The sequence below is a fragment of the Halomonas sp. BL6 genome, assembly GCF_006228115.1.
GTDB lineage: Bacteria > Pseudomonadota > Gammaproteobacteria > Pseudomonadales > Halomonadaceae > Vreelandella > Vreelandella piezotolerans.
Map to the genome: position 1 here is coordinate 181,791 of NZ_VDGL01000003.1, position 24,212 is coordinate 206,002.

Below are 24,212 nucleotides of genomic sequence, written 5' to 3' on the forward strand. Positions count from 1 at the left end.
GACAGGAGACACTATGAGCGATGCGCAGGCGGCGTTAAAACGACGGCCCTCCGAGAAAGAGGGTGACGAGCGCCACGAAGCGATTTACCGGGCAGTGAGCGATGCCATTGTGGAGCAACGCCTCAAACCCGGCGCTCGGCTGCGGGAAGATGCGCTCGCGGAGGTGTTCGGCATTAGCCGCACGGGGATTCGTAAAATTCTCCAGCGGCTGGCGCTGGAGCAGCTCGTAACCTTGACCCCGCGTCGTGGGGCTAGCGTGACGCGACCTACCGCCGAGGAAGCGAAAGACGTGTTCGATGCCCGCCAGTTGATCGAATGCGGCCTCATGCCCGATGTGGCCAGGCGAATGAACACCGCCGCAGCGGCGGAGCTTCGCGAGATGGCCCGCCAAGAGCGCCAAGCCCTGCGCAGCGGTCAGCAGAGCGTGGCCATTCGCCTCTCGGCGGATTTTCACGTGCGGCTCGCTCAGCTCTCCGGCAACGCCACCCTGGCGGAGTTCGTGGAACGCCTCTGCTCCCGCTCTTCGCTGATCCTCGCCGTCTACGGGCATCGCGGCCACCTAGGCTGCGAATCCCACGACCATGACGACCTGATTGGCTATTTGGAAACCGGCAACGGAGAGCGCGCCAAAGCCTTCATGAGCCGTCATCTCAAAGCCATCGAGGCGTCGCTTTCCATGGTCGAAGAGGAGGAAAACGTACCGGATCTGCAGCAGATTTTTGGCGTTTAGCGACGTAGCCGCTCTGCTCGCTCTGCTCAACGGCAATGACGGTTAGGCAGCGTTTTTGAGGCTTTCTATTAACGTCAACACGCCACCAAAGCTCATCCTGTGGCGTGTTGAGTGGTTACTGCGTTTTTCTGTGAGTCATCACGTCATGGCTTAGTGCGTTTTCTGCGCAGCCATCACAGGTGCTGCCTCAAACCGCTTCATTAGCCCGTAGTAAAATATCCCACCTAAGCCTGCTCCGATCAGCCAACCGTAGCCGCCCAGGCTGGATAAGGCCGGTACCAATACGGTAGATAGCGAGAACATCGCCGCCACGCCAAAGGCGATGAGGGCGCGAGTGTTCCAGCCGTTGACGTAGTAGTAAGCGCTGCCGGTGGCTGAGGAGAATAGCTCCTGCATATTGAGGTGCTGGCGTTTGATCAGGTAGTAGTCCACCACGATGATGCCGTAAAACGGCGCGACGATAGCGCCCAGCGCATTCACGAAGCCCGGCACGCCAATTTGGCTGATCACCGAGATCCACAGTGCACCGACGAAAAAGGCAATCACGGCGGTAATCAAGCCGCCCATTTTGAAGCTGATTTTGCTGGGGAACAGGTTGGCGAGGTCGTAGGCGGGGGGAATGAAGTTGGCGACCAAGTTGATACCCACCGTGGCGGCAAAGAAGGTGAGAGCGGCCACGATGGTCAGCGGCAGCGAATCGACGCGCTCCACGATATCCGCTGGGTTGGTGAGCGCTTCGCCAAACAGCACCAGCGTGCCCGCGGTGATGATCAGCGCAATGAACGAGAAGAATGCCACGTTTAACGGCAGGCCCAGCAGGTTGCCCAGCTTCATCTGGCGCTCGGTTTTCACAAAACGGGTGAAGTCGCCGAAGTTGATCACCACCGCGGCGAAGTAGGCCACCATCGTACCCACGATGGCGAGAAACGCCCCCAGGCCACCCTGCTCACCGCTGCCGCTAAAAATGGTGCTAATGGCGGGGAGCAGCTCGCTACCAGCTTGCATCCATACCACGAGCATCAACACCACCATCACCGCATAGACCAGCGGGCCTGCCCAGTTCAGGAAGTGCTTGATGCGCTCGATGCCCTGCCAAAAAATCGCGATCTGAAACAGCCACACGATCACGAACGAAAGCCACGCCACTCCGGAAAGGCCGAGGAAAGTCCCCCCGTTGCCTACACCAAACAGCGCGGTAATCAGCAGCGCCACCGCGGTGGAGGCGAAGTAGGTCTGCACGCCGTACCAAAAGATCCCCACGATGGCGCGCAGCATGGCGGGCAGGTTGGCACCACGCACGCCCATGCTGGCGCGCACCATCACCGGGAAGGGAATGCCATATTTCACGCTGGGTTTGCCGGTCAGGTTGACTAGAAACATGACGACCACCCCGGCCAGAATGATCGCGGCCATCACGGCCCAGCCGTTCAGACCGTAAGAGAGAAACAGCGACGCTGCCAGGGTATAGCCAAACAGGCTTTGGATGTCGTTGGACCAGACGTTGAAAATCTCGAATGCGCCCCAGGTGCGGTGCTCTGGCTTTAGCGGGGCGAGGTCATCGTTATAGAGCGTTGGATCGATCTGCTGGATGTTGAGATCGCTTTGGTTGGGCTGTTCATTCATGGCAAGGCTCGTTATCCGGGAATGGCCGCCTGCCCCACGAAGGTGACAGGCGCGGGTAGGGCGGATTATTGGGTGAAGCGCTGGCAGGCGGGCCAGTGTTTCATCAGCAGGTAGTAAGTCAGCCCGGCAGGAATTAGGCTGGCGTACCAAGAGACCGCCGAGAACGAGAGCGCGGCGATAATCCCTACCGCTGTCGCTATTAACGCCGCTTGGTTAATGCCTTGATAGGGGCCGTTTTCATCGTAGAGCTTGCCGATATCCAGCGTGCGGCGTCGAATGACGTAGTAGTCCACCACCAGAATAGCGAAGATGGGGCCAAGGAATGCGGAGTAGGTTTGCACGAAGAGCTGTAGGCCTGCGGCGGATTCCGGCTGCACCAGTTTCCAAGGGAAGGTGGCGAAGGCCAGCAGCCCCACGATAACGGTGGCAACGGAGAACTTGAGTTTGAACACGTCCATCAGCACGTAGGTGGGCGGCACCACATTGTTCAGCACGTTGGTGGTCACCTGGGCGAAGGCGATGAACAGCAGGGTGATCATGAGTAGCGGTGTATTATCTACCGCGTTGGCGAACACCTGAATAGGGTCGGCGGTGCCGGTAGCTTGCGACACCATGTAGCCAATTAGGCCCATAAACAGCGTGCAGGGTAGAATCGACATCGCGTAAATGGTGGTCAATAGCCCTGGGCCGGTGCCCTTTTTATGCTCCCGGGAGTAGTCACTAACGTTGAGCATCATGGTGCTGTAGATGCCCAAAAATAGCATGGTGGCGCTCCAGAAGGGCATCCCCCAAGAGCCTTCCATGGTCAGCAGGCTGGTGGAAAGCTCGTCGCCGTAACGCTGCACCGTGGCGTAAAACATGTACATCAGCGAGCAGAGAATGAAGGCGCTGCCAATGTTCTCCAGCCACTTGATGCCCTGAAAGCCGAGTACCGAAAGGCCAATCTGCAAAAACTGAAAGGCAATGAAATAGAAGATCAGGTTATCGAAACCGAACAGCGTCGCCGACACCATGTTGAGGGCGCCCGCGCCAATCCAGCTTTGAAAACCGTACCAGACGATGGCGGGCACGGCGCGCACCAAACCGGGAATACGCGTGCCGGTAAAACCAAATGCACTGCGGGCCTGCACCATGAACGGAATGCCATATTTATAACCAGCGGCCCCGTTAATGGCGAGCGCCACGCCAATCACAAAACAGCCAATGGCAATCGCCAGGGTGGCCTGCAGTAGATTGAGCGTGCCCACTACGCTTGAGCCCATGGCGAAGGTGCCAATCGACACGCACCCCCCAAACCAGGCTAAAAAATAGGAGGTGCGCCCCATGATGCGGGTGCTTTGCGGAGCTAGGCTTTCGGCCCCAACGGCTTTGGCGGTGGCGGGGCTAGTTGCTTCCGGCGCTTCATCTGAGGTAAGAGCAGAGGTTGAAGTGCTCATGTTACCGTCCTCGCAAGATTATCGATGTTATTGGTAACCTGGGCGCTACTGGCCCAGGAGACGCTTGCGGCGTGGCGTGCTGATGGCGGTAGTCGTTGTGTTGTTATCTTTTTTAGTCGTGCTGTGTAGCCTATTGTTAGTGTGATGCGGAATGTCTCAACGGCGTGTAGGTGGCAAGGTGAGGTTTGAAAAATCCGCAAACTTGCCGGTAAAAGGTTTCGGGCGCGGGTAGTCTAAATCGCCGTATTTGCTGGTAGATAAGCCCAGCCCCACCAGCGATTCGGCAAGCTTCAACGCCGCACTGACCCCTTCCACCACGGGCAGGCCCACTTCTCGGCTAATGGCGTGGGTGAGGTTCGCCATCCCGCCACAGCCCAGCACGATCGCGCCAATACCATCTTCATCGCGGGCACGGCAGCACTCTTGCACGATCCGGCTGAAGGCGGCGTCAGGGTGGTCTTCCAAATCCAGTACCGGGATTTCAGCGGCGCGAATGCGGCGGCAGTGGTGGCTAAAGCCGTACTGCTCGAGCAGGTGTTCGGCAATAATCCCGGTGCGGCCTAGCGTGGTCACGATCGAGAAGCGCGTGCTAATCAGGGTCGCCATATGAAAGGCGGCTTCGGCAATGCCGATCACCGGCGCGCGGGTCAGTTCGCGGGCAGCCAGTAGGCCGGGATCACCAAAACAGGCCACGACGTAAGCATCGATGTTGCCCTCTCGCTCGCCTTTCAAAACCTCTTCGGCCACGCCCACCGCGCTCACGGCTTCATCGAAATGGCTCTCGATAGAAACCGGTCCCGCGTCGGGCTGAGTGGCGCTCACGGTGGTCGAAGGAGCCGCCAATCGTTCGGCCGCTTGCCGAATCGTCGCTGTCATGGCAGCCGTCGTGTTGGGGTTAATCAGGCGTATATGCACGGGGTGATACTCGCATGTGAACAATATTTTCTATCTTGTATACGAAAATAGGGCGCTTTTCTGCGATGCGCAAGCCCTTTCATGCGACGTGTAGGCGCTGGAAGAGTTGACCAAGTGTTCAAGTTTCAAAGGGTTAGCGTGCTATTGAGCCGAAAAGCGCCGTCATCTCAATTGATTAGCCCTGCGTTGAATTGCGATGACTATTCAAAATGGCTATTTTGTATACAAACTAAAACGCTCTGCCTTTATCAAGGAGCCTGTCCATGACCTCTCATTACCCTCGCGATCTCATCGGCTATGGCCGTACGCCGCCCCACGCTAACTGGCCAGGCAAGGCCAAGATCGCCGTTCAATTCGTGCTGAATTATGAGGAGGGCGGGGAAAACTGCGTACTGCATGGCGATGCAGGCTCGGAGCAGTTTTTGTCCGAGATCATTGGTGCAGCCAGCTATCCAGACCGCCATTTGAGCATGGAGTCCATCTACGAATACGGCTCCCGCGCTGGCGTGTGGCGTATTCTGCGCGAGTTCGAGCGCCGCGGGTTGCCGCTCACCGTATTTGGCGTGGCCATGGCGCTAGAGCGCCACCCGGACGTGGCCCAGGCATTCAAAGAGCTGGGCCATGAAGTGGCGTGCCACGGCTACCGCTGGATCCACTACCAGGAAGTACCCGAGCATATCGAGCGCGAGCATCTGCAAAAGGCTATGGAGATCTTCCAGCGCTTGTACGGTGAAAAGCCCCAAGGTTGGTACACCGGGCGCGACAGCCCCAATACGCGCCGTTTGATTCTGGACGAAGGTGGCTTTCTTTACGACAGCGACTATTACGGCGACGACCTGCCGTTCTGGACCACGGTGAGCGATAGCCAAGGCGCGGAGCATAACCACCTGATCGTGCCCTACACCTTAGATACCAACGACATGCGTTTTGCGGCTCCACAAGGGTTCAACACGGCGGATCATTTCTTTACCTATCTGCGCGACGCCTTTGATGTACTGTATGCCGAAGGGGAGGATTCGCCGAAAATGCTCTCTATTGGTATGCACTGCCGTTTGCTGGGCCGCCCTGGGCGTTTCCGGGCGCTGCAGCGCTTTTTAGACCATATCGAAGCCCACGACCGTGTGTGGGTAGCCCGACGGGTCGATATCGCCCGTCACTGGGCAGAGCATCACCCAGCACCCAAATAAACAAACAGGACACCATGACACCCCATATCGGACAACGGATTGCCGCCCAGTTTGATGCGCTCAGCGCCCAAGAGCAGCGCGTGGCGAGTTTCATTCTGGATCACTTCGATGATTTGGCCGTGTACAGCGCCGCCGACTTGGCGCGTTTGACCGGGGTGTCAAAGTCCACCGTCAGCCGCCTATTCAAGCGACTAGGGTTCGAAAGCTATCGCACGGTAAAGGATCACGCTCGACAGCTGCGTAATTTGGGCGTGCCGTTGGTGATCGACGCCCATGCCATGGAGGAGAAGAGCGAGAGCGGCACCTCGTTCCAGCGCCACCTGCAGCGGGAGCAGGAGAATCTGCAGCGCTGTTTCGCGAGCCTTGTCCCCCAGGAATTTGCTGCGATGGTCGAGGCGTTAGCGGTGGCGCAGCAGGTCGTGATCGTCGGTTTCCGCAACAGCTATCCGCTGGCACTGCACTTACGTCAGCAGCTCGTGCAAGCCCGTCGCCACGTGCGCTTGGCGCCGCAGCCGAACCAGTCGTTGGCCGAAGAGCTGGTGGATTTAACTGAACACGACACCGTGGTGCTGTTTGGTTTTCGCCGTCGTCCATCGGCATTTGGCGCGTTAGTGGACGCCCTTGAACGCTCGCCTGCCAAGGTGTTGTTGATCGCTGACCCCACCGCCTCTCCGTTTGCTTCGCAAGTGACGTGGTGGTTGGAAGTACCGTTAGAGAGTCTCTCGGCGTTCGATAGCTATGCCACCGCCAACAGCGTGATTTGCCTGTTGGCAAATGCCGTTTTGCACCAGCGCTTAGCGGAGGGCCGCGAGCGAATCAGCGCGATAAGCGACCACTATGCTGAGTTGAACGAGCTGGCATCGCCCATCATGAGCGTCGATTGGGACGCCCATCAATAATGGTGCGCTTTGACTGCCTGATGCACCAAATGTAATCGCTTTACTGAACGCACGCTGGGTTACCCTGCGTGCTCTCCTGCCTGATTGTAACCTAACGCACTGTTGTTGCGCTGCTTTCCCTGCGGCTGGTCTCGTTATTGCTAATGCTAGTGGGCGTGTGAAACAAAAGTTTCTTTGATGAGATTTGTGCAACGAACTTTTCAGAGGGCGACATCACACGCGTTACACCTTCTTCTCGGCATTGGCTTGCGACACACTTTCAGGAGAGCGTCATGGGAACTACCCTTCAGGGCTTTAAAGATTCGGTTCAGCACTACTTGAAACGTCTTCAAACCGGCGTGGTGGCCACCGGCATAGCGGCCACGCTGGCTATGGGTGGGCTGGGTGCCAGCAGCGCGGTTCACGCCGATGCGCTGGAAGACATTGAATCTCGCGGCACGATTCGTATCGCGGTTCCGCAGGATTTCCCTCCCTTTGGCTCGGTAGGCACCGACCTACAGCCGCGCGGTTACGATATCGACATGGCCAACTACATTGCCGACGAGATGGGCGTCACCCTGGAACTGATTACCGTGACCAGCGCCAACCGCATTCCTTATCTGCAAACAGGTCAGGCGGATCTGGTGATCTCGAGTCTGGGTAAAAATCCGGAGCGCGAAGCGGCGATCGATTTCTCCGATGCCTACGCGCCGTTCTTCCTGGGCGTGTTTAGTGCGGATGCCGACGAGCGTGTCGAGGGACCAGAAGGCTTCGCCGATAAAACCATTGGCGTGACTCGCGGTGCCGTCGAGGATATGGAGCTTTCCAACGTCGCTCCCGACTCCACCACCATTCAGCGCTTTGAAGATAATGCCACCACCATCTCGGCGTTTCTTTCTGGCCAAGTAGATTACATTGCCACCGGTAACGTAGTGGCCGCCGAAATTGCCGAGCGCAACAGCAATCGTGCGCCTTCGCTGATGTATCAGCTGAAAGATTCCCCTTGCTACATTGGACTTAACAAAAACGAAGCGGCGCTACAAGCAGAAGTGAATCGATTGATTGCCCAGGCACTGGAAGACGGCACGCTCAACGAGTTTTCCCAGCGCTGGTTCAGCGCGGACCTTCCTGACAACTTCGGTAGCTGAGAGGCGGTATGGGGCCAACACTCGATTTTCTCACCCTGTTGCCCTACGCCAGCGAGCTGATCAAAGGTTTGACCACCACGGTCGTGCTGACCGTGGTGACCACCTTGACCGGGCTGGGGCTGGCCGTAGCGGTGGCGTATTTGCGTGTGAACGGGCAGCCCTGGATGCGCTGGGGGCTGGGGGGCTATGTCGAAATCACCCGTAACACGCCTTTTATCGTTCAACTGTTTTTTATCTTTTTTGGTTTACCGGGGCTGGGTATCAAAATCGATGCCATTACCGCCGCGTTCATCGCCATGACGCTAAACCTCGCCGCTTACAGCGCCGAAATACTACGCGCCGGCATTAGCGCCACGGCGAAAGGGCAGCTAGAAGCCGCCAGAGCGCTGGGCATGAGTACCCTGCAAAGTTACCGCCATGTGGTGCTGGTGCCCGCCTTTGCCAGGGTATACCCCTCACTGATTAGCCAGTCGATCATCGTCATGCTGGGCTCGGCGGTGGTGTCGCAGATTTCCGTTTTCGACCTCACTTACGCGGCCAACTTCATTCAGTCGCGCAACTTTAGAAGTTTTGAAGTCTACCTGCTGATTACCTTGGTGTACCTGCTGCTGGCGTTTGGTATGCGCCGCGCCTTTATGCTGGTGGGTAAGCGTGTGTTCGCGTATCAGCAAGGAGAGCAACGATGATCGAGTTCACCCTATGGGATATCGTGCGCAACCTGCTGCTCGCCGCCCGCTGGACCGTGGTGCTGTCACTGATTGCCTTTATCGGCGGGGCTACCGTGGGGCTGGTGCTCACCTTTATGCGTCTTTCCAGCCGCCGCTGGCTGCAGCGTTTTACCTCGCTGTACGTGGACCTGTTTCAAGGCACGCCGCTATTGATGCAGCTCTTTTTGATCTTTTTTGGCGCGGCGGCGATGGGGCATCCCATTTCTGCCTGGTGGGCCGCCTCCATCGCACTGACGCTCTTTACCAGCGCGTTTCTCTGCGATATCTGGCGGGGCTGCCTGGAAGCCGTGGCGAAGGGGCAGTGGCATGCCGCTCGCGTGCTGGGCATGAACTATTTCCAAACCATGCGCCATGTGATTCTGCCGCAGGCGCTGAGACTCTCGATTCCACCCACGGTGGGGTTTTCAGTACAGGTGATAAAAGGTACGGCGCTGGCTTCCATCATTGGCTTCGTGGAGCTCACTAAAGCGGGCACGATGCTCAATAACGCCACGTTTGAACCGTTCACTATCTTCACCCTCGTGGCCCTTTTTTATTTCGCGCTGTGCTACCCGCTCTCCTGCTACGCGCGCCATTTGGAGAAAAAGCTCTATGACGCTGGTCTGCGTTAATAACGTTCATAAAGCCTTTGGCGACCTGGAAGTGCTCAAAGGGATCGACCTCAACGTTGCTCAGGGGGAAGTGGTCGCCATCATCGGCCGCAGTGGTTCGGGTAAAAGTACGCTGCTGCGCTGCTTGAACCAGCTCGAACAGCACGATAGCGGCGAGATCACCATTGCCGAACAGCAGCTCGATGCGGGCTCCATGTCGCCCAAAGAGCTGAGTGAAAACGTTGGCATGGTGTTTCAAAGCTTTAATCTATTTCCCCATAAATCTGTGGGCGACAACGTGTGCCTCGCCCCCGTGGTGGTGCGTGGCGAGGCCCGCGCCGATGTCGAGAAAGTGGCCCGAGAAGTGCTGGATAAAGTGGGTTTGGCAGACAAGTACGATGCTTACCCCGCCCAGCTTTCCGGCGGCCAGCAGCAGCGGGTGGCCATCGCCCGTGCGCTGGCCATGCGCCCGAAGGTGCTGCTGTGCGATGAAGTCACTTCGGCTCTCGACCCTGAGTTAGTCGGCGAAGTGCTGCGCGTGTTGGAGGCGTTGGCAGCAGAAGGCATGACGCTGATTCTAGTCACCCACGAAATGGGCTTTGCTCGGGATGTGGCCGACCGCGTGGTGTTCATGCACCAAGGGCGCATTCACGAAGAGGGCGAGCCTGCCGAGCTGTTCGGCAATCCTAAAACCCCAGAGCTCAGGCAGTTTATCTCAGCGGTACTTTAAGTGAAGCGGGCCTTTAAGGTTTGTTTGAAGCCGCACTCCATAATATTGTATACAAAAAAGACGATGCAGCACGCTTGTGCTGCATCGTCGTCGAGTACGCTTACACTCTCAGGGAGAGACAATGCCAACAACACGCCAACCCGCTCACTATTACGCCCTCACCGGCGGGCATCCGCCGCAAACCCAGCTCACCGCTGACCGTGCGGTCTTTACCGAGGCCTACGCGCTGATTCCTAAAGGCGTGATGCGCGATATCGTGACCAGCAACCTGCCGTTTTGGGAGGGCACTCGGCTATGGGTGCTGGCGCGGCCGCTGTCAGGGTTTGCGGAAACCTTCTCCCAATACATCATGGAAGTGCAGCCGGAAGGCGGTAGTGATAAGCCCGAACTGGACCCCCAGGCGGAGGGCGTGCTGTTTGTTGTGGAAGGTGAGTTAACGCTTACTTTGGCGGGTGAGCGCCACACCATGGGGCCCGGTGGCTACGCGTTCATACCCCCGGGCAGCCACTGGCAGGTACGCAATGAAGCCCGCGAGCCGGTGCGTTTCCACTGGGTGCGCAAAGCCTACGAGTATGTAGAAGGGTTGGATGTCCCCAAAGCTTTCGTGACCAACGAGCAGGAGATCGCGCCGATCGAGATGCCGGGCACCGAAGGTCGCTGGGCGACGACGCGCTTTGTCGACCCCAGCGACGTTCGCCACGATATGCACGTCAATATCGTGACCTTTCAGCCGGGCGGCGTCATTCCGTTCGATGAAACCCACGTCATGGAGCACGGTCTTTACGTACTGGAAGGCAAGGCGGTGTATCACTTGAACCAGCAGTGGGTGGAAGTCGAAGCAGGTGACTTTATGTGGCTACGCGCTTTCTGCCCACAGGCGTGCTACGCAGGTGGCCCCGGCCCGTTCCGCTACCTGCTGTACAAAGACGTTAACCGCCACGCGGCGCTAAAAATCTGAGTCGGCCAGCCGATCCCCCACCTCACTTGCTAGGATGATTCTATGTTAGAGCTGACGGCGAAGCCGCTCACGGCAGAAGCCTTTGCACCGTTTGGGGATGTGTTGGATGCCCGAACATCGGCCTCGTTTCCGATTAATGCCGGCCGCACCCAGCGTCATCACGACCTCGCCAAGGTGGAAACGTTGGGCCAGAACGCCCATACGCTGATCAATATTTTCGTTAGCCAACCGGTGACGCTGCCGCTAACCCTCACGTTTTTAGAGCGCCACCCGCAGGGCAGCCAAGCGTTCATGCCGCTGCATCAGGAGCGTTTCATCATTGTCGTGGCACCGCCGGGCGACAGCATTGTGCTAGACGAGGTGCAGGCGTTCGTGACCGACGGCCGCCAGGGGGTGAACTACCGCGCCGGGACTTGGCATGCCATTCAGTCGGTGCTGGAGCGCGAGGGGGAGTTTTTGGTGGTAGATCGCGGAGGGGAGGGCAACAACTGTGACGAGTACCCGCTGGATGTTACCGTCACGTTAGCGCAGTAGCCCACCTCAAGTGCATGCGAGTGTCATCTTGGTTGGGTTATCCTGATAAGCTGACACTCCACTCCATGAACGGTTAGGACATTTATGAGCGCACACACCCATACGCCCCTTCGTCGTACCAAGATCGTCGCGACCCTCGGCCCCGCCAGCGATCGTGAAGGCGTGCTGGAAGCCATGCTGAAGGCGGGGGTGGATGTGGTTCGCTTGAACTTTTCCCATGGCACTGCTGACGACCATCGCCGCCGCTTGATGCGTGTGCGTGAGATTGCTGCTCAGCTTGGCCGCAGTGTCGCCGCGCTGGGCGATTTACAGGGGCCTAAAATCCGCGTTGCGCGTTTCAAAGACGGCGCGGTGTACCTGGAAGAGGGGCAGCCGTTTGTCCTGGACATGGCCATGGACAGTGATGCCGGTGACAGTCACGGCGTTGGCTGCGATTACAAAACGCTGGCCGACGATGTCACCGCAGGCGACCGACTGCTGCTGGACGATGGCCGTGTGGTGTTGGACGTTACCCGTGTCGAGGGCAAGCAGGTACATACCGAGGTGGTGGTGGGCGGCAAGCTCTCTAACCATAAAGGTATCAACAAACAGGGCGGAGGACTCTCGGCCCCCGCGCTGACGGACAAAGATAAAACCGACCTGAAAACCGCCGTCGAGATTGGCGTCGATTACTTAGCGATTTCTTTCCCGCGTTCGGCGGAAGACATGCTGGAAGCCCGCCGCTTGTTAGGGGAAGAGGGCAAGGAGATTGGCCTCGTTGCCAAAGTAGAGCGCGCCGAAGCCGTGGCCGATGAAGCCACGTTGGATGGTATCATCGAAGCTTCCGAGGCGGTGATGGTCGCCCGTGGTGATCTGGGCGTAGAAATTGGCGATGCCAAACTGGTCGGCGTGCAAAAGCGTATGATCAAGCGTGCCCGCTCGCTCAACCGTGCCGTGATCACCGCGACCCAAATGATGGAGAGCATGATCTCAGCGCCGCTACCCACTCGCGCTGAAGTCTTCGACGTCGCTAACGCGGTGCTGGATGGCAGCGATGCGGTCATGCTCTCGGCAGAAACCGCCGCAGGGGATTACCCGCTGGAGACCGTGGAAGCGATGGCGCGGGTGTGTCTTGGCGCCGAGCGTGAGCGGGTCGCTCAAGAGTCGGGCCACCGTATCCACGAAGGCTTTACCCGCCCGGACGAAACCATTGCGCTATCGGCGATGTACGCTGCTAACCACATGAACGGCGTGGTGGCGATTGCTTGCATGACCGCCTCGGGCTACACGCCGTTGATCGCCTCGCGCATCCGCTCGGGCTTGCCTATCGTGGGGTTGGCTCACAACCCGATTGCCCAGCGTCGCATGGCCCTGTACCGGGGCGTGGTATCGCTGCCATTCGACACGTCGCAAATGACCGCCACCGAGCTGAATGATCAAGCGCTCACGCTGCTGGTGAAGCAGGGCGTCGCCAAGCCGGGAGACCACGTCATCTTGACCCGTGGCGATCACATGAACGCCCACGGTGGTACCAATACCATGAAAGTGATGGCTATTACCGAGCAACACGCCGACAGCGCAAAGGCCTAGCATATGCGCTCACTGCTGTTGCTATGCGGTTGGCTACTGAGCGCGCCTGTGATGGCGGGCGCGCCCATCGTGGCGGCGGCATCTAGCCTGCAGTTCGCCTTGGAAGAGGCTGCCCAGCAGTTCACTCGGCAAACCGGCCAGGCGCTGCGTCTCAATTTTGGCTCTTCTGGCAACTTTCGCCGCCAAATCGCCCAGGGTGCGCCCTTTGAGCTGTTTTTATCGGCCAATGAAGGGTACGTACAGGCGCTGTACGACGAGGGGCACGTGGATGACGCGGGCGTGATTTATGCTCGGGGACGTTTGGCCTGGGTGCAGCCTGTCGGCCGCTATGCCCAGCCCGACGAACAAACGCCACTCGCCGGTGTGGAGGAGGCCATTGCCGCTTTAGAAGAAGGTCAGCGGCTGCGTATCGCCATTGCTAGCCCTGAACACGCCCCCTACGGCGTGGCCGCCCAAGAAGTGCTACAAAAAGCGGGGCTTTGGGAAACTAGCGAGCCGCTTCGCGTGCAGGGTGAGAACGTCTCCCAAGCGATGCAGTTTGCCCTATCCGATGAAGCGCGCGGCGGCTTGGTGGCTTACTCGCTAGCCGTGGCGCCTGCGCTGTCCGGGCGTAGCGAAACGGTATTGATTCCTGAGACGTGGCATACGCCGCTGCGCCAGCGCATGGTGTTAACGCCCCAGGCCACCCGGGCAGCCCATGCCTTTTATGAGTGGTTGCAGCAGCCTGAGGCGAAGGCGATTTTCGACACCTACGGATTCAGTACCGATTGATGGACTGGTCGGCCCTCTCCGTCTCGCTGCGGCTCGCGGCGTTTACTTGTCTCTTCTTGTTACCCCTCGGTATATGGTGGGGACGTCGACTGGCGACGACGTCGTTTCGAGGTAAGGGGCTATGCGAGGCGCTGATTGCGCTGCCGCTGGTACTGCCGCCCACGGTGTTGGGGTTTTATCTTCTCCAGCAGTTTGGCCGCGATGCACCGCTGGGCAGCGCTTGGGCCGCGTTGACGGGGAGTGGGCTCAACTTTACCTTCAGCGGTATTTTGCTGGCGTCTCTGATCGCCAATCTTCCGTTTGCCATCCAGCCGATTCAGCGCGCCTTCGAGCACGTGCCTGCCAACTTACGCGAGGCCGCTTGGTGCAGTGGGCTAAGCCCCTGGCAAACCCTATGGCGTATCGAGCTGCCTCTCGTATGGCCGGGCATCCTATCGGCGGCAGCGCTAACCTTTGCTCACACACTAGGCGAATTTGGCGTGATTTTGCTGGTCGGTGGGGCCATCGATGGTGAGACCCGCACGCTCTCGATTGCCATTTATGACCGTGTGCAAGCCTTCGATGAGCAGGGTGCTGCGAATATGTCTGCCCTCCTGCTGGTCATTTCTTTGGCCACCTTAGGTCTGGTCTATGGGCTCGCTGGCAAGCGCAGGTGGTCACGTGGATGAGCTGGTAGTGACTGCCCAACAGGCTGGCCCGATTCCGCTCAATGCGTCGTTTCGCTGCGCTCCTGGCGAGCTTTTGGCACTCGTCGGACCGTCCGGCAGTGGCAAAACCACCTTGCTGCGCACCATTGCGGGGCTTTACCAGCCGGAGCAGGGACGGGTGAGCTGCGCGGGCGCGGAGTGGTTTTGGGCGCAGGAGGGCCAGCGCCGATCGCTGACGCCGCAAGCGCGTCGGATCGGCATGGTGTTTCAGGACTATGCGCTGTTTCCGCACTTGACGGCGCTGCAGAACGTTCAGCTCGCCATGGGGCATCTGCCCCGCGTCCAGCGCCTCGAGCATGCTACGCAGTGGTTGAGCAGGGTGCGCCTGCAAGGGCTCGAAGCGCGCTATCCCAGCGAGCTTTCCGGCGGCCAACGCCAGCGAGTGGCATTGGCGAGAGCATTGGCGAGGGAGCCCCAAGCGCTGCTGCTGGACGAGCCGTTCTCTGCGGTGGATCAAGTGACGCGTCGCCGCTTGCAGCGCGAGCTGGCACTGCTGCGCCAACACATCTCCATCCCCATCATTCTCGTTACGCATGACTTGGATGAAGCCACCGCGCTCGCCGATCAAATCTGCGTGTTGCATAACGGGGTGAGCCTACAGCAGGGCACACCTGAAGCGCTGTTTCGACGGCCCGCTTCGCCGCTTGTCGCTAGGTTGCTGGATCGCCACAACGTCTTTAGCGGGGAAGTGGTAGAGACGGACGCTGGGCGACGCCTGCAGTGGGGAGAGTGGCGGCTGGAAGTGGCAGAAGCAGAAGGGCTAGACCGTGTTGAACTCGGCAAACCGCTAGCCTGGTACCTGCCGCCGTCGGATATCGTGCTGCATCGGCGGGGACGGCCCTCTCAAGGTGAGCGCGAAAATCCGGTAGCGGCAACGGTCAGCGAAATGGTGGTATTGGGCGGCATGACGTCCATCTCGCTGCGCGTTTCTCATCAAGATATGCTACGTTTCGACATCGCCACCCACGCGGCTAAACGTAATCAGCTTCGACTGGGAGAGCGGGTACACGTCTCGCTACTGGCCGAGGGCATTCACCTCATGCCCGAGCAGCAGATGCATATGGCACCCAACAACAAAAGGAACCTGTTATGACCCTGACACGCCGCCAACTGCTCAAAACCGCTTTAGGCGTTTCGCTTGCGGCTTGTTTGCCGCTTCCTTTGTTGACGGCGTGGGCCGCGGAATCGACATCTGCCAACACGCTACCGCTGGCGATACACAGTGAAGGTGGTCCGCACCGTCTGGATGTCGAAGTCGCCGAAACCGCTTCCCAGCGCCAGCGCGGCCTGATGGGACGTGAACATCTGCCAGAAACACGAGGAATGCTGTTTCGCTTCGAGCGTGAGCAGCCTGCAGGCAATGCATTTTGGATGTACCGCACGCTGATTCCGCTGGATATTGCCTATATCGATGGTGAAGGCCGCATTGTCGCCATCAACACCATGCCGCCTTGCGAATCCAGTGCGCCTCAAGAGTGCCCCTCTTATCCAGCAGGTGCGGCCTATCATGCGGCGCTGGAAGTCAATGCGGGCTACTTTGCCGAGCGTGGCATCCAGGTAGGCGACTGTGTCTCGGTACCTGCGTTGGCGGGCTTTTGTCGCCCCGACTAATGCCCACGCTCACGCCCTGGTTGGCGGCTGTTGGCCAAGTTTCAGCACGATCAGGGCGATGCCTGCGACCACCAAGCCGCCGCCGACCAGTTTATGCACCCCCAGCGGGTCGTCCATCAGTAGCGCGCCTAAGCCCACCGCAAACACGGGGGTGAGTAGTGTCATCGGCACCACACGATTCACCGGATGGCGGCGTAGCAGCGCGTACCAAATGCCGTAAGCCGCTATGGACGACATGATCGCGGTGTACGCCACCGCTCCCCAGCCCAACCAGCTGGCCTGAGTGATGGCTTGCCACTGGTGTTGTTCAAAGAGCCACGAACCGACGGCCACCTGAGGCACCGCAAAGAGCGCCACCCAGCCTGCCAGCGCCAGCGGGGCGATGGGCGGTCCGCGCTTGATCAAGAGCTGTGAGACGGCCCAGCCAAGTGCGCTTAGCAGCAGAATGGTCAATGGCAGCGGTGACGGAAGCGTGGGCCCGCCTGCTAGCACCACCACCCCCGCAAACGAGAGCAGCAAGCCCGCCAAACGCTTGGGGCCCAATGTCTCTTTCAAGAAGATCACCGCCAATAGGGTGGCAAAGGGCGTGCCCATTTGAACGAGCAGCGCCCCGGTGCCTGCTTCGGCTTGCCTTAGCCCAATGAACAACAACGCAAAGTGAAGGCTGCCAAACGTGATGGATAGCAATATTAAAAAGGGTAGCTGTGCCCGAGCGACCGGGTAAAACGGCACCAGCAGCGCGGCGACCAACATAAAGCGCAGAGTCGTCATTAACAGTGGCGGCAGCTCCGCTACGCCCACTTTGATCACGATGATGTTGAGCGACCAGATGGCAATGACCAGCAGGCCCAGGAGAAAATCACGAAGCGGCACGTATCTATCCTTGAAACGCTGAAGGAGACAACAGCTTATCAGCAAGCACGTGATGCATCGAAAGTTGATGGTTAAAAGCCTAATCAATGGCTTTCTTTCATTCGTCGAGTGCCTACAATGGGGTGTCGCTCGCTATGGCGATTGCCGCCATTGAGCGACACTTGGGCAGGAGGTGTAAGCTTGCCCCGACACTCCATGAACACCCCATAAAAAAGAAAAAAGGATCGACAATAATGACGCTGACACGCTCTATGGCTCGTTTTACCGCTGGCTTGGCTGGCGCTGCACTGCTCTCGGCTGCTTTTTCCGCGCAGGCCCGCGAACTCTCGGTCTCTACCGTGCTTTCAGATGCCTTTCCTTGGGGGCAGGCCGCTGAAAAGTGGGCAGAGCTGGTTGAAGAACGCAGCGGGGGTGAACTTACCCTGCGGGTCTATCCGAATTCACAGCTGGTATCGGGTGACCAAACCCGCGAATTTTCTGCCATGCGCTCTGGCCTGATTGATGCCGCTGTTGGCTCCACCATCAACTGGTCACCCCAGGTACCGGAACTGAACTTGTTCTCGTTGCCGTTTTTCATTCCTGACGAGGCCGCCGTCGATGCCGTGACCGGCGGGGACGCAGGCACGATGGTGTTCGAAGCGATCGAATCACGTGGCGTTATTCCTTTGGCCTGGGGCGAAAACGGCTTTCGTCAGGTATCCAATTCCCGCGGCCCGATCAGTCAGCCAGAGGATCTGGAAGGTCTGAAGATCCGCGTGGTGGGCTCGCCGCTGTTCCAGGATACGTTCTCTGCGCTAGGTGCCGACCCTACGCAGATGAGCTGGACTGACGCCCAACCCGCTCTCACCACGGGCGCGGTGGATGGCCAGGAAAACCCGCTGTCGGTCTTTGACGTGGCGCGTATCGACCAAGTAGGCCAGGAGCATTTGACGCTCTGGAACTATATGAACGATCCACTGATTTTTGCCGTCAACCAGCAAGTCTGGCAGACATTGAGCGAAGAGCAGCAAACGATGCTGCGCGAGACGGCCGAAGAGGCGGGTGCCTGGGAAATCGCCATGACTCGTGAGCAGGAGGGCGAGCGTCTGGCCGCGATTCAAGAGCGTGGTGTCACCGTGACCGAGCTGACCGATGCACAGTACCAAGCCTTCGTGGATGCCACTCAGTCCGTTTATGAAAAGTGGGCCCCGCGCATTGGTGAAGAGGTGGTCGAAGCCGCCCAAGCCGCTATCGACGCCCGTTGATGTTCGCATGTTTTCGCTGCCGCCCTTACAGGGCGGCAGCTTGCTGATGTGAGGCTGCCATGAAAGGCTTTCCCGATGCGCGCCCCGAACGCTGGCTTGGCGCGCTTTCGTTGATCGTGATTGCGCTGATTAGCCTAGGCAATGTGGTCACGCGCTATCTGACAGGCGGCTCGTTTTCGTTCACCGAGGAGTTTTCCGTCTTCCTATTGGTTGTACTGACCTTTGCTGGGGCGTCGGTTGCTTTGAGGCGCGACCGTCATATCCGTATTGGCTTTTTAGAGCGCGCATTGCCACCTCGCTGGCGTGGTGCGCTGATTCTCTTTCAAGCCCTGTGTGGCTTGATCGTGCTGGGCTTGATCACTTGGTACGGTGGCAAGCTAGCGTGGCAGGAGTACCAATGGGAGTCGCTCTCGCCGGGCTTAGGGCTGCCACAGTGGTGGTATTTGGTATGGCTGCCCGTGCTGTCGGCGGCCATGCTGTGGCGTTTGGTGCAGCAAACCCGTGATCGGTTTGCGGGGGAGATCAACGGTGACACCTGATATCTGGATGATTTTAGCGTTCGCCGGACTGCTGATTGCTGGCGTGCCGGTGGCGTTCTCGCTGGCCCTGTCTGGAGCGGTGGGCATCGTACTGGGGCTGTCACCGGATATGTTGGCTACCCTGGGCACCAATACCTACAACAGCATCGCCAAGTATCCTCTGATTGCCATTCCGCTGTTCATTCTTACCGGGCTGATTTTCGAGCGGGCAGGGGTCGCGCTACGCCTAGTGCGTTTCGCCCAAGCGCTGATTGGTCCCCGCCACGGCGGGCTGGCACTGGTCGCGGTATTGGTGTGCATGATCATGGGGGGGATGAGCGGCTCTGGGCCCGCCGATGCCGCCGCCGTGGCGATGGTGATGCTACCCAGCATGACCAAAGCGGGCTACCCCAAACCGTTCTCTGCCACGCTCATTGCGGCGTCGGCCTCTACGGCGATTTTGATTCCACCATCGGTGGCGCTGATTCTCTACTCGATTGTGGTACCCGGCGTTGATCTCCGGGCGCTGTTTGCAGCGGGGCTTTTCCCGGGCGTCTTAGCCGGATTGGCGCTGCTGGTGCCAGCCATGCTGGCTGCCAAGCGTCATGGCTGGGAGGGGACACCGGTAGAAGGAGCTGAAAGGCTGACGGTACGAGGCACCTTCCGTGAAGCGCTACCTGCTTTGTTTGCGCCGGTGCTGATTTTAGGGGGGCTGCGTTCAGGCCTCTTTACCCCCACGGAAGCCGCCGTGGTCGCCGTTGCCTACGGAGCGGTAGTAGGCCTGTTCTTGACGCGAGAACTCACGTTACGCGATGTATGGGAGCTGCTAGGGGAGGCCGCGATCATCTCAGGCGTGGTCATGTTGATCATTGCGTTGGCAGGTATCTTCGCTTGGGCAGGCACCATGCTGGGCACCTTCCGTCATTTGGCAGAGTGGATCATTGGCTTGACCGACAACGGAGTGCTGCTGCTAATACTCATCATGTTAGCGGTGCTGGTAGCGGGCATGCTGCTAGACGCGATTTCCATTTACCTGATCATGATGCCGATTCTGATTCCGGTAATGCAGCACTTCGAGTGGAACCCGGTGTGGTTTGGCATATTGTTGGCCATGAACATTGCGATCGGTCAGTTTACCCCGCCGGTGGCGGTGAATCTGATGGTGACCACGGAAGTTGCCAAGATTCGCTTGGAGCACACACTTGGCTGGGCGCTGCTCTTTGTGGTGGCCATGGGCGGCGCCTTGGCGCTCGTCGCCATCTTTCCAAGCATCGCGCTCTGGCTCCCCACGGTGCTGGGCTATAACGTTTGAGCATGGCAGGGATACGATCAGTGATGGCCCATGCCAAACCGGCATACCTTTATGCCTATGTTTAACGCTTACTAAACGTTACAGGCCGCTAGACTTGTCGAGTATCACCCAACGTGCACACGGGGATGCTTGGTGTGGCTTAGAACAATAGGCCGAGTGGCGTCTTTGTCAGTGCCTATCTCAGCGATCACCACTGGTGAAAAGAACGAAACGTCAAGTGGCGATGCTGCACTGCATCCTCGGTTAAATGACATCGCGCTTCGCCAATTAGCTTTTTTTTCGCTAAAGTAGGAACAGTCGGCACTAAATGCCGAGGTTGATAACAGACTGTCTTGACAACGTTTTGGAACCTATACACCTGAAGGGAACCGTTCTGCAGGTGGCTTCAAAGCGCATAACGCTCACAACATCAAGATAAAGAGGTGTGTTCATGAAACGCCATGTATTTTCTACCGCGGCCTTTTCAGGCGCGTTCATCGCGGCGGCAACCTTCGCCTCTCCGGCCGTTGCCCAGGAGCGCTACATCACGATCGGTACCGGTGGCCAAACCGGTGTTTATTATGTCGTTGGCCAGTCGGTATGCCGCATGGTCAACCGTGGCAGCGATGAGCACAACATCCGCTGTAACGCTCCGTCCACCGGTGGCTCCGTGGCTAACGTCAACGGCATGAAGAGCGGCGAGCTGGACATGGGTGTCGTACAGTCCGACGTTCAGTACCGCGCTTATAATGGCGAAGCTAACTTCGAGGAAGAAGGCGCTTGGGAAGATATGCGTGCCGTCTTCACCATGCACGGTGAGCCGCTGACCGTGGTGGCCCGCGCGGATTCCGGTATCGAAAACATCAGTGACTTCCCTGGCAAGCGCGTCAACATCGGTAACCCCGGTTCTGGCCAGCGTAACACCATGGACGTGGTCATGGATGCGTTCGGTTGGGATGAAGACACCTTCGCACTGGCGTCTCAGCTCGACGCGGCCGAGCAGGCGGCTGCCCTGTCTGACAACAACATCGATGCCATGGTGTACGTGGTAGGTCACCCCAATGGCTCTATCCAAGAAGCGACCACCACCATCGATGCGCGTCTGGTCTCCGTGACCGGTGAAGAGATCGATGGCCTGATCGAAGAGTACCCCTATTACACCCGTTCCGTGATTCCGGGTGGCCTCTACCGTGGTAACGACGAAGACGTCGAGACTTTCGGCGTTGCGGCTACGTTCGTTTCCTCGACCGCCGTCGATGAAGACATCGTTTACGAAACCGTGAAAGCCGTCTTCGAAAACTTCGATCGCTTCAAGCGTCTGCACCCGGCGTTCGAGAACCTGAACGAAGAAGACATGATCTCTGATGGCTTGACGGCGCCGCTGCACGATGGCGCAGCACGTTACTATCGTGAGCGCGGCTGGATCGAATAAGTCGTAAAAAGAGTGACGCTATTGACGAAAGGTGAATGGCGTCGCTTTGAGTTGCAAAGCGCGGGCACCTTGGGTGTCCGCGCTTCTTGTTGAGAGCGCTGATTGTCAGCGCTGACCATTAGGCAGGGCAAGCGTATGCGTGATGACAAACACCCTTCGGCAGCCGCTGAGAACGACCTGGAGGATATGGTCGCTTCCAGCGATACAGGGGCAAGGAAACCCCTAGGCGTACCCGGTAAGCTGCTAGTGAGTATTGCAGCCGCTTGGTCGCTGTTTCAGCTATGGATTGCATCGCCACTTCCCTACATCGTTGGCTTTGGCGTGTTCAGCGCCACAGAGGCGCGCTCGATTCATTTGGCGTTTGCGCTCTTTCTAGCCTTTATGGCGTACCCCGCCTTCAAACGTTCGCCGCGCGATCGCGTGCCGCTGGCCGACTGGGTTCTTGCGGCAGTGGCAGCCTTTTGCGGCGCCTATCTGTTTATTTTCTATGCGGATTTGGCCCAGCGGCCTGGGTTGCCGATTACCCAGGATATCGTCGTGGGCGTCGTCGGCATATTGATGTTGTTAGAAGCCACGCGCCGCGCATTGGGGCCACCCTTGATGATTGTGGCGGCGGTTTTTATCGCCTATTCACTGTTTGGTCCTTACATGCCCGGCATTTTGGCCCACCGTGGCGTGAGCCTCGGCGGTTTGATCAATCACCAGTGGCTGGGTACGCAAGGCGTGTTCGGGATTGCGCTAGGGGTCTCCACTAGCTTCGTGTTCCTGTTCGTGCTGTTCGGTGCACTGTTGGATAAAGCAGGCGCCGGTAACTACTTCATCAAAGTAGCGTTCTCGATGCTTGGCCACTTCAAAGGCGGCCCGGCGAAAGCCGCCGTGGTCGCCTCAGGCATGACCGGTTTGATCTCGGGGTCGTCGATTGCCAATACCGTGACGACCGGTACCTTTACGATTCCGATGATGAAGCGAGTCGGCTTTAGCGCTGAAAAAGCGGGCGCGGTGGAAGTGTCGTCTTCGGTGAACGGCCAAATCATGCCACCCGTCATGGGGGCAGCAGCGTTTTTGATGGTGGAGTACGTCGGTATTCCCTACGTCGACGTGATCAAGCACGCCTTCTTGCCAGCGCTGATCTCTTATATCGCCCTGATCTACATCGTTCACCTGGAAGCGCTCAAGGCCAATATGAAAGGCCTGCCTTCCAGCAACCCGGCGCGCCCGCTGTTGAACAAGGTGATCGGTTTCATGACCGGCTTGCTGCTGCTCATGGGGCTCTCGATTGCCGTCTACTATGGCCTGGGATGGTTAAAACCCGTGCTGGGTGAAGCGACGCCATGGGTGGTGTCTGTCGGTCTTGCGATTGTCTACGTGGCGCTGCTGAAAGTGAGTGCTAACTACCCCGAACTGGAGATGGATGATCCTAATTCGGAGGTCGTGAAGCTGCCGCAAACCCGTCCCACGGTGATGGTGGGCCTTCACTATATTCTCCCTGTCGTCGTTTTGGTGTGGTGCCTGATGGTCGAGCGTCTATCTCCTGGGCTATCAGCGTTCTGGGCCACCATGTTCATGATCTTCATCATGGTGACGCAGCGCCCGATCATTGCGCTCTTCCGTGGTCGTAGCCGGATGGCGGCGGATATTAAAGAAGGCTTTAAAGACCTGTGGGATGGCTTAGTGACGGGTGCCAGAAACATGATTGGGATCGGTATCGCGACGGCCACAGCGGGTATCGTGGTCGGGGCGGTGTCGCAAACCGGTGTGGGCTTGGTGCTGGCAGACGTCGTCGAGATTCTTTCCGGCGGCAACCTGATGATGATTCTGCTGCTGACGGCCCTGCTGAGTCTGATCCTGGGCATGGGCTTACCGACAACCGCGAACTACATCGTGGTGTCGGCGCTGATGGCGCCGGTCATCGTGCTACTGGGCCAGCAAAATGGCCTGATCGTCCCACTGATTGCCGTGCACCTGTTCGTGTTTTACTTCGGTATCATGGCGGATGTCACGCCACCGGTAGGTTTGGCCTCCTTTGCGGCGGCGGCCGTGTCGGGTGGGGATCCGCTGCGCACTGGCTTCCAGGCGTTTTATTACAGCCTGCGTACCGCTGCGCTGCCATTCCTGTTCATCTTCAATACGGACCTGCTGCTGATCGATGTCACGGTGATGCAGGGTATTTTGGTGTTCATAGTGGCCACCATTGCCATGCTGATCTTTGCGGCAGGCACTCAGGGCTACATGCTGACCCGCAACCGCTGGTACGAATCGCTGCTGCTGCTGCTGGTCGCCTTTACGCTGTTCCGCCCCGGCTTCTGGATGGACAAAATCCACGACCCCTATGAATCGGTGCCACCTGCGCAATTTGCCGAGGCACTGGGCCGGGTCGATGACGGTAGCAACCTGCGCGTGCAAATTGCCGGTGAAGACGATTTCGGGGCGCCGATGACCACCTATATGCTCGTCCCCGTGCCGCGCGGTGAAACAGGTGAAGAGCGCATGGCGAATCTAGGTATCGAACTTTACGAAGATGGTGACCAAACCTTGGTCGATTTCGTCGAGTTCGGCAGCCAAGCGGCCGAGCTGGGCTTTGATTTCGACCAAGAGATTCTCGAAGTGCTGGCCCCGGTGGATCGCTGGACCAAAGAGTGGATGTGGCTCCCTGCACTGGGCATCTTTGGCTTGGTCGTGGTGATGCAACGCCGTCGTCGGCGTCATGAGCAATCCAACGAAGTGGCCGCTGCCTAAGGA

General features: G+C 58.5%; 23 protein-coding genes. 19 read left to right on the forward strand and 4 right to left on the reverse strand.

The window, feature by feature from the left end:
• Positions 1-13 precede the first annotated feature (13 nt).
• Positions 14-730 (forward strand): GntR family transcriptional regulator, encoded by a 717-nt coding sequence (locus FHJ80_RS07605; protein ID WP_139526414.1) that lies wholly within the window; start codon positions 14-16, stop codon positions 728-730.
• Between the two features lie 150 nt (positions 731-880).
• On the opposite strand, the gene FHJ80_RS07610 is transcribed toward FHJ80_RS07605, so the two are convergent.
• The 3 genes from FHJ80_RS07610 to FHJ80_RS07620 all read right to left on the reverse strand — a co-directional run bounded on the left by FHJ80_RS07610 (position 881) and on the right by FHJ80_RS07620 (position 4,704).
• Positions 881-2,353 carry an NCS1 family nucleobase:cation symporter-1 gene (locus FHJ80_RS07610; RefSeq protein ID WP_139526415.1) on the reverse strand — a complete coding sequence of 491 codons (1,473 nt, stop codon included), beginning with the start codon at positions 2,351-2,353 and terminating at the stop codon, positions 881-883.
• A 65-nt stretch (positions 2,354-2,418) separates the two neighbouring features.
• Positions 2,419-3,789 (reverse strand): NCS1 family transporter, encoded by a 1,371-nt coding sequence (locus tag FHJ80_RS07615; protein ID WP_139526416.1) that lies wholly within the window; start codon positions 3,787-3,789, stop codon positions 2,419-2,421.
• Between the two features lie 156 nt (positions 3,790-3,945).
• Positions 3,946-4,704 carry an aspartate/glutamate racemase family protein gene (locus FHJ80_RS07620; RefSeq protein ID WP_139526417.1) on the reverse strand — a complete coding sequence of 253 codons (759 nt, stop codon included), beginning with the start codon at positions 4,702-4,704 and terminating at the stop codon, positions 3,946-3,948.
• Positions 4,705-4,967: 263 nt separating this feature from the next.
• Here FHJ80_RS07620 and puuE point away from each other — a divergent pair, with 263 nt between their 5' ends.
• The 13 genes from puuE to FHJ80_RS07685 all read left to right on the forward strand — a co-directional run bounded on the left by puuE (position 4,968) and on the right by FHJ80_RS07685 (position 16,115).
• Positions 4,968-5,891 (forward strand): allantoinase PuuE, encoded by a 924-nt coding sequence (puuE, locus tag FHJ80_RS07625; RefSeq protein WP_139526418.1) that lies wholly within the window; start codon positions 4,968-4,970, stop codon positions 5,889-5,891.
• Between the two features lie 14 nt (positions 5,892-5,905).
• Positions 5,906-6,790, forward strand: a complete 885-nt coding sequence (locus tag FHJ80_RS07630) for a MurR/RpiR family transcriptional regulator (protein WP_139526419.1) — start codon at positions 5,906-5,908, stop codon at positions 6,788-6,790.
• Between the two features lie 272 nt (positions 6,791-7,062).
• Positions 7,063-7,917 carry a transporter substrate-binding domain-containing protein gene (locus FHJ80_RS07635; protein ID WP_139526420.1) on the forward strand — a complete coding sequence of 285 codons (855 nt, stop codon included), beginning with the start codon at positions 7,063-7,065 and terminating at the stop codon, positions 7,915-7,917.
• 8 nt (positions 7,918-7,925) lie between these two features.
• Complete coding sequence (locus tag FHJ80_RS07640) at positions 7,926-8,603, forward strand: amino acid ABC transporter permease (RefSeq protein ID WP_058577175.1); 678 nt, start codon at positions 7,926-7,928, stop codon at positions 8,601-8,603.
• Complete coding sequence (locus FHJ80_RS07645) at positions 8,600-9,256, forward strand: amino acid ABC transporter permease (protein WP_139526421.1); 657 nt, start codon at positions 8,600-8,602, stop codon at positions 9,254-9,256. Before FHJ80_RS07640 ends, FHJ80_RS07645 begins: the two co-directional genes overlap by 4 nt.
• Positions 9,237-9,965 carry an amino acid ABC transporter ATP-binding protein gene (locus FHJ80_RS07650; RefSeq protein ID WP_058577177.1) on the forward strand — a complete coding sequence of 243 codons (729 nt, stop codon included), beginning with the start codon at positions 9,237-9,239 and terminating at the stop codon, positions 9,963-9,965. Before FHJ80_RS07645 ends, FHJ80_RS07650 begins: the two co-directional genes overlap by 20 nt.
• Before the next feature lie 121 nt (positions 9,966-10,086).
• Entirely contained in the window at positions 10,087-10,923 is an 837-nt protein-coding gene (locus FHJ80_RS07655) for a bifunctional allantoicase/(S)-ureidoglycine aminohydrolase (RefSeq protein WP_139526422.1), read from the forward strand.
• Positions 10,924-10,965: 42 nt separating this feature from the next.
• The gene (locus FHJ80_RS07660) at positions 10,966-11,457 is read left to right on the forward strand and encodes an ureidoglycolate lyase (protein ID WP_139526423.1); all 492 of its coding nucleotides are present in this window, start codon (positions 10,966-10,968) and stop codon (positions 11,455-11,457) included.
• An 84-nt stretch (positions 11,458-11,541) separates the two neighbouring features.
• Positions 11,542-13,026, forward strand: coding sequence for a pyruvate kinase (gene pyk, locus FHJ80_RS07665; RefSeq protein ID WP_139526424.1), 1,485 nt, complete (start codon positions 11,542-11,544; stop codon positions 13,024-13,026).
• A 3-nt stretch (positions 13,027-13,029) separates the two neighbouring features.
• Positions 13,030-13,797 (forward strand): molybdate ABC transporter substrate-binding protein, encoded by a 768-nt coding sequence (modA, locus tag FHJ80_RS07670; RefSeq protein ID WP_139526425.1) that lies wholly within the window; start codon positions 13,030-13,032, stop codon positions 13,795-13,797.
• A complete protein-coding gene (gene modB / locus FHJ80_RS07675) occupies positions 13,797-14,465 on the forward strand; it encodes a molybdate ABC transporter permease subunit (protein ID WP_139526426.1) in 669 nt (222 codons plus the stop codon). Before modA ends, modB begins: the two co-directional genes overlap by 1 nt.
• Entirely contained in the window at positions 14,458-15,597 is a 1,140-nt protein-coding gene (locus FHJ80_RS07680; protein WP_255303888.1) for an ABC transporter ATP-binding protein, read from the forward strand. The genes modB and FHJ80_RS07680 overlap by 8 nt, the downstream gene beginning before the upstream one ends.
• Positions 15,594-16,115, forward strand: coding sequence for a DUF192 domain-containing protein (locus tag FHJ80_RS07685; RefSeq protein WP_139526428.1), 522 nt, complete (start codon positions 15,594-15,596; stop codon positions 16,113-16,115). The genes FHJ80_RS07680 and FHJ80_RS07685 overlap by 4 nt, the downstream gene beginning before the upstream one ends.
• A gap of 9 nt (positions 16,116-16,124) precedes the next feature.
• Here the strand turns inward: FHJ80_RS07685 and FHJ80_RS07690 are convergent, their stop codons facing one another.
• A complete protein-coding gene (locus FHJ80_RS07690) occupies positions 16,125-16,988 on the reverse strand; it encodes a DMT family transporter (protein ID WP_139526429.1) in 864 nt (287 codons plus the stop codon).
• Between the two features lie 233 nt (positions 16,989-17,221).
• Here FHJ80_RS07690 and FHJ80_RS07695 point away from each other — a divergent pair, with 233 nt between their 5' ends.
• The 5 genes from FHJ80_RS07695 (at position 17,222) to FHJ80_RS07715 (ending at position 24,209) form a co-directional block, all read left to right on the forward strand.
• Positions 17,222-18,232, forward strand: coding sequence for a DctP family TRAP transporter solute-binding subunit (locus FHJ80_RS07695; protein ID WP_139526430.1), 1,011 nt, complete (start codon positions 17,222-17,224; stop codon positions 18,230-18,232).
• Between the two features lie 59 nt (positions 18,233-18,291).
• Positions 18,292-18,771, forward strand: a complete 480-nt coding sequence (locus FHJ80_RS07700; RefSeq protein WP_139526431.1) for a TRAP transporter small permease — start codon at positions 18,292-18,294, stop codon at positions 18,769-18,771.
• Positions 18,761-20,062, forward strand: coding sequence for a TRAP transporter large permease (locus FHJ80_RS07705; RefSeq protein WP_139526432.1), 1,302 nt, complete (start codon positions 18,761-18,763; stop codon positions 20,060-20,062). The genes FHJ80_RS07700 and FHJ80_RS07705 overlap by 11 nt, the downstream gene beginning before the upstream one ends.
• Before the next feature lie 430 nt (positions 20,063-20,492).
• Positions 20,493-21,473 carry a TAXI family TRAP transporter solute-binding subunit gene (locus FHJ80_RS07710; protein ID WP_139526433.1) on the forward strand — a complete coding sequence of 327 codons (981 nt, stop codon included), beginning with the start codon at positions 20,493-20,495 and terminating at the stop codon, positions 21,471-21,473.
• Positions 21,474-21,608: 135 nt separating this feature from the next.
• The gene (locus FHJ80_RS07715) at positions 21,609-24,209 is read left to right on the forward strand and encodes a TRAP transporter permease (protein ID WP_139526434.1); all 2,601 of its coding nucleotides are present in this window, start codon (positions 21,609-21,611) and stop codon (positions 24,207-24,209) included.
• Positions 24,210-24,212 lie beyond the last annotated feature (3 nt).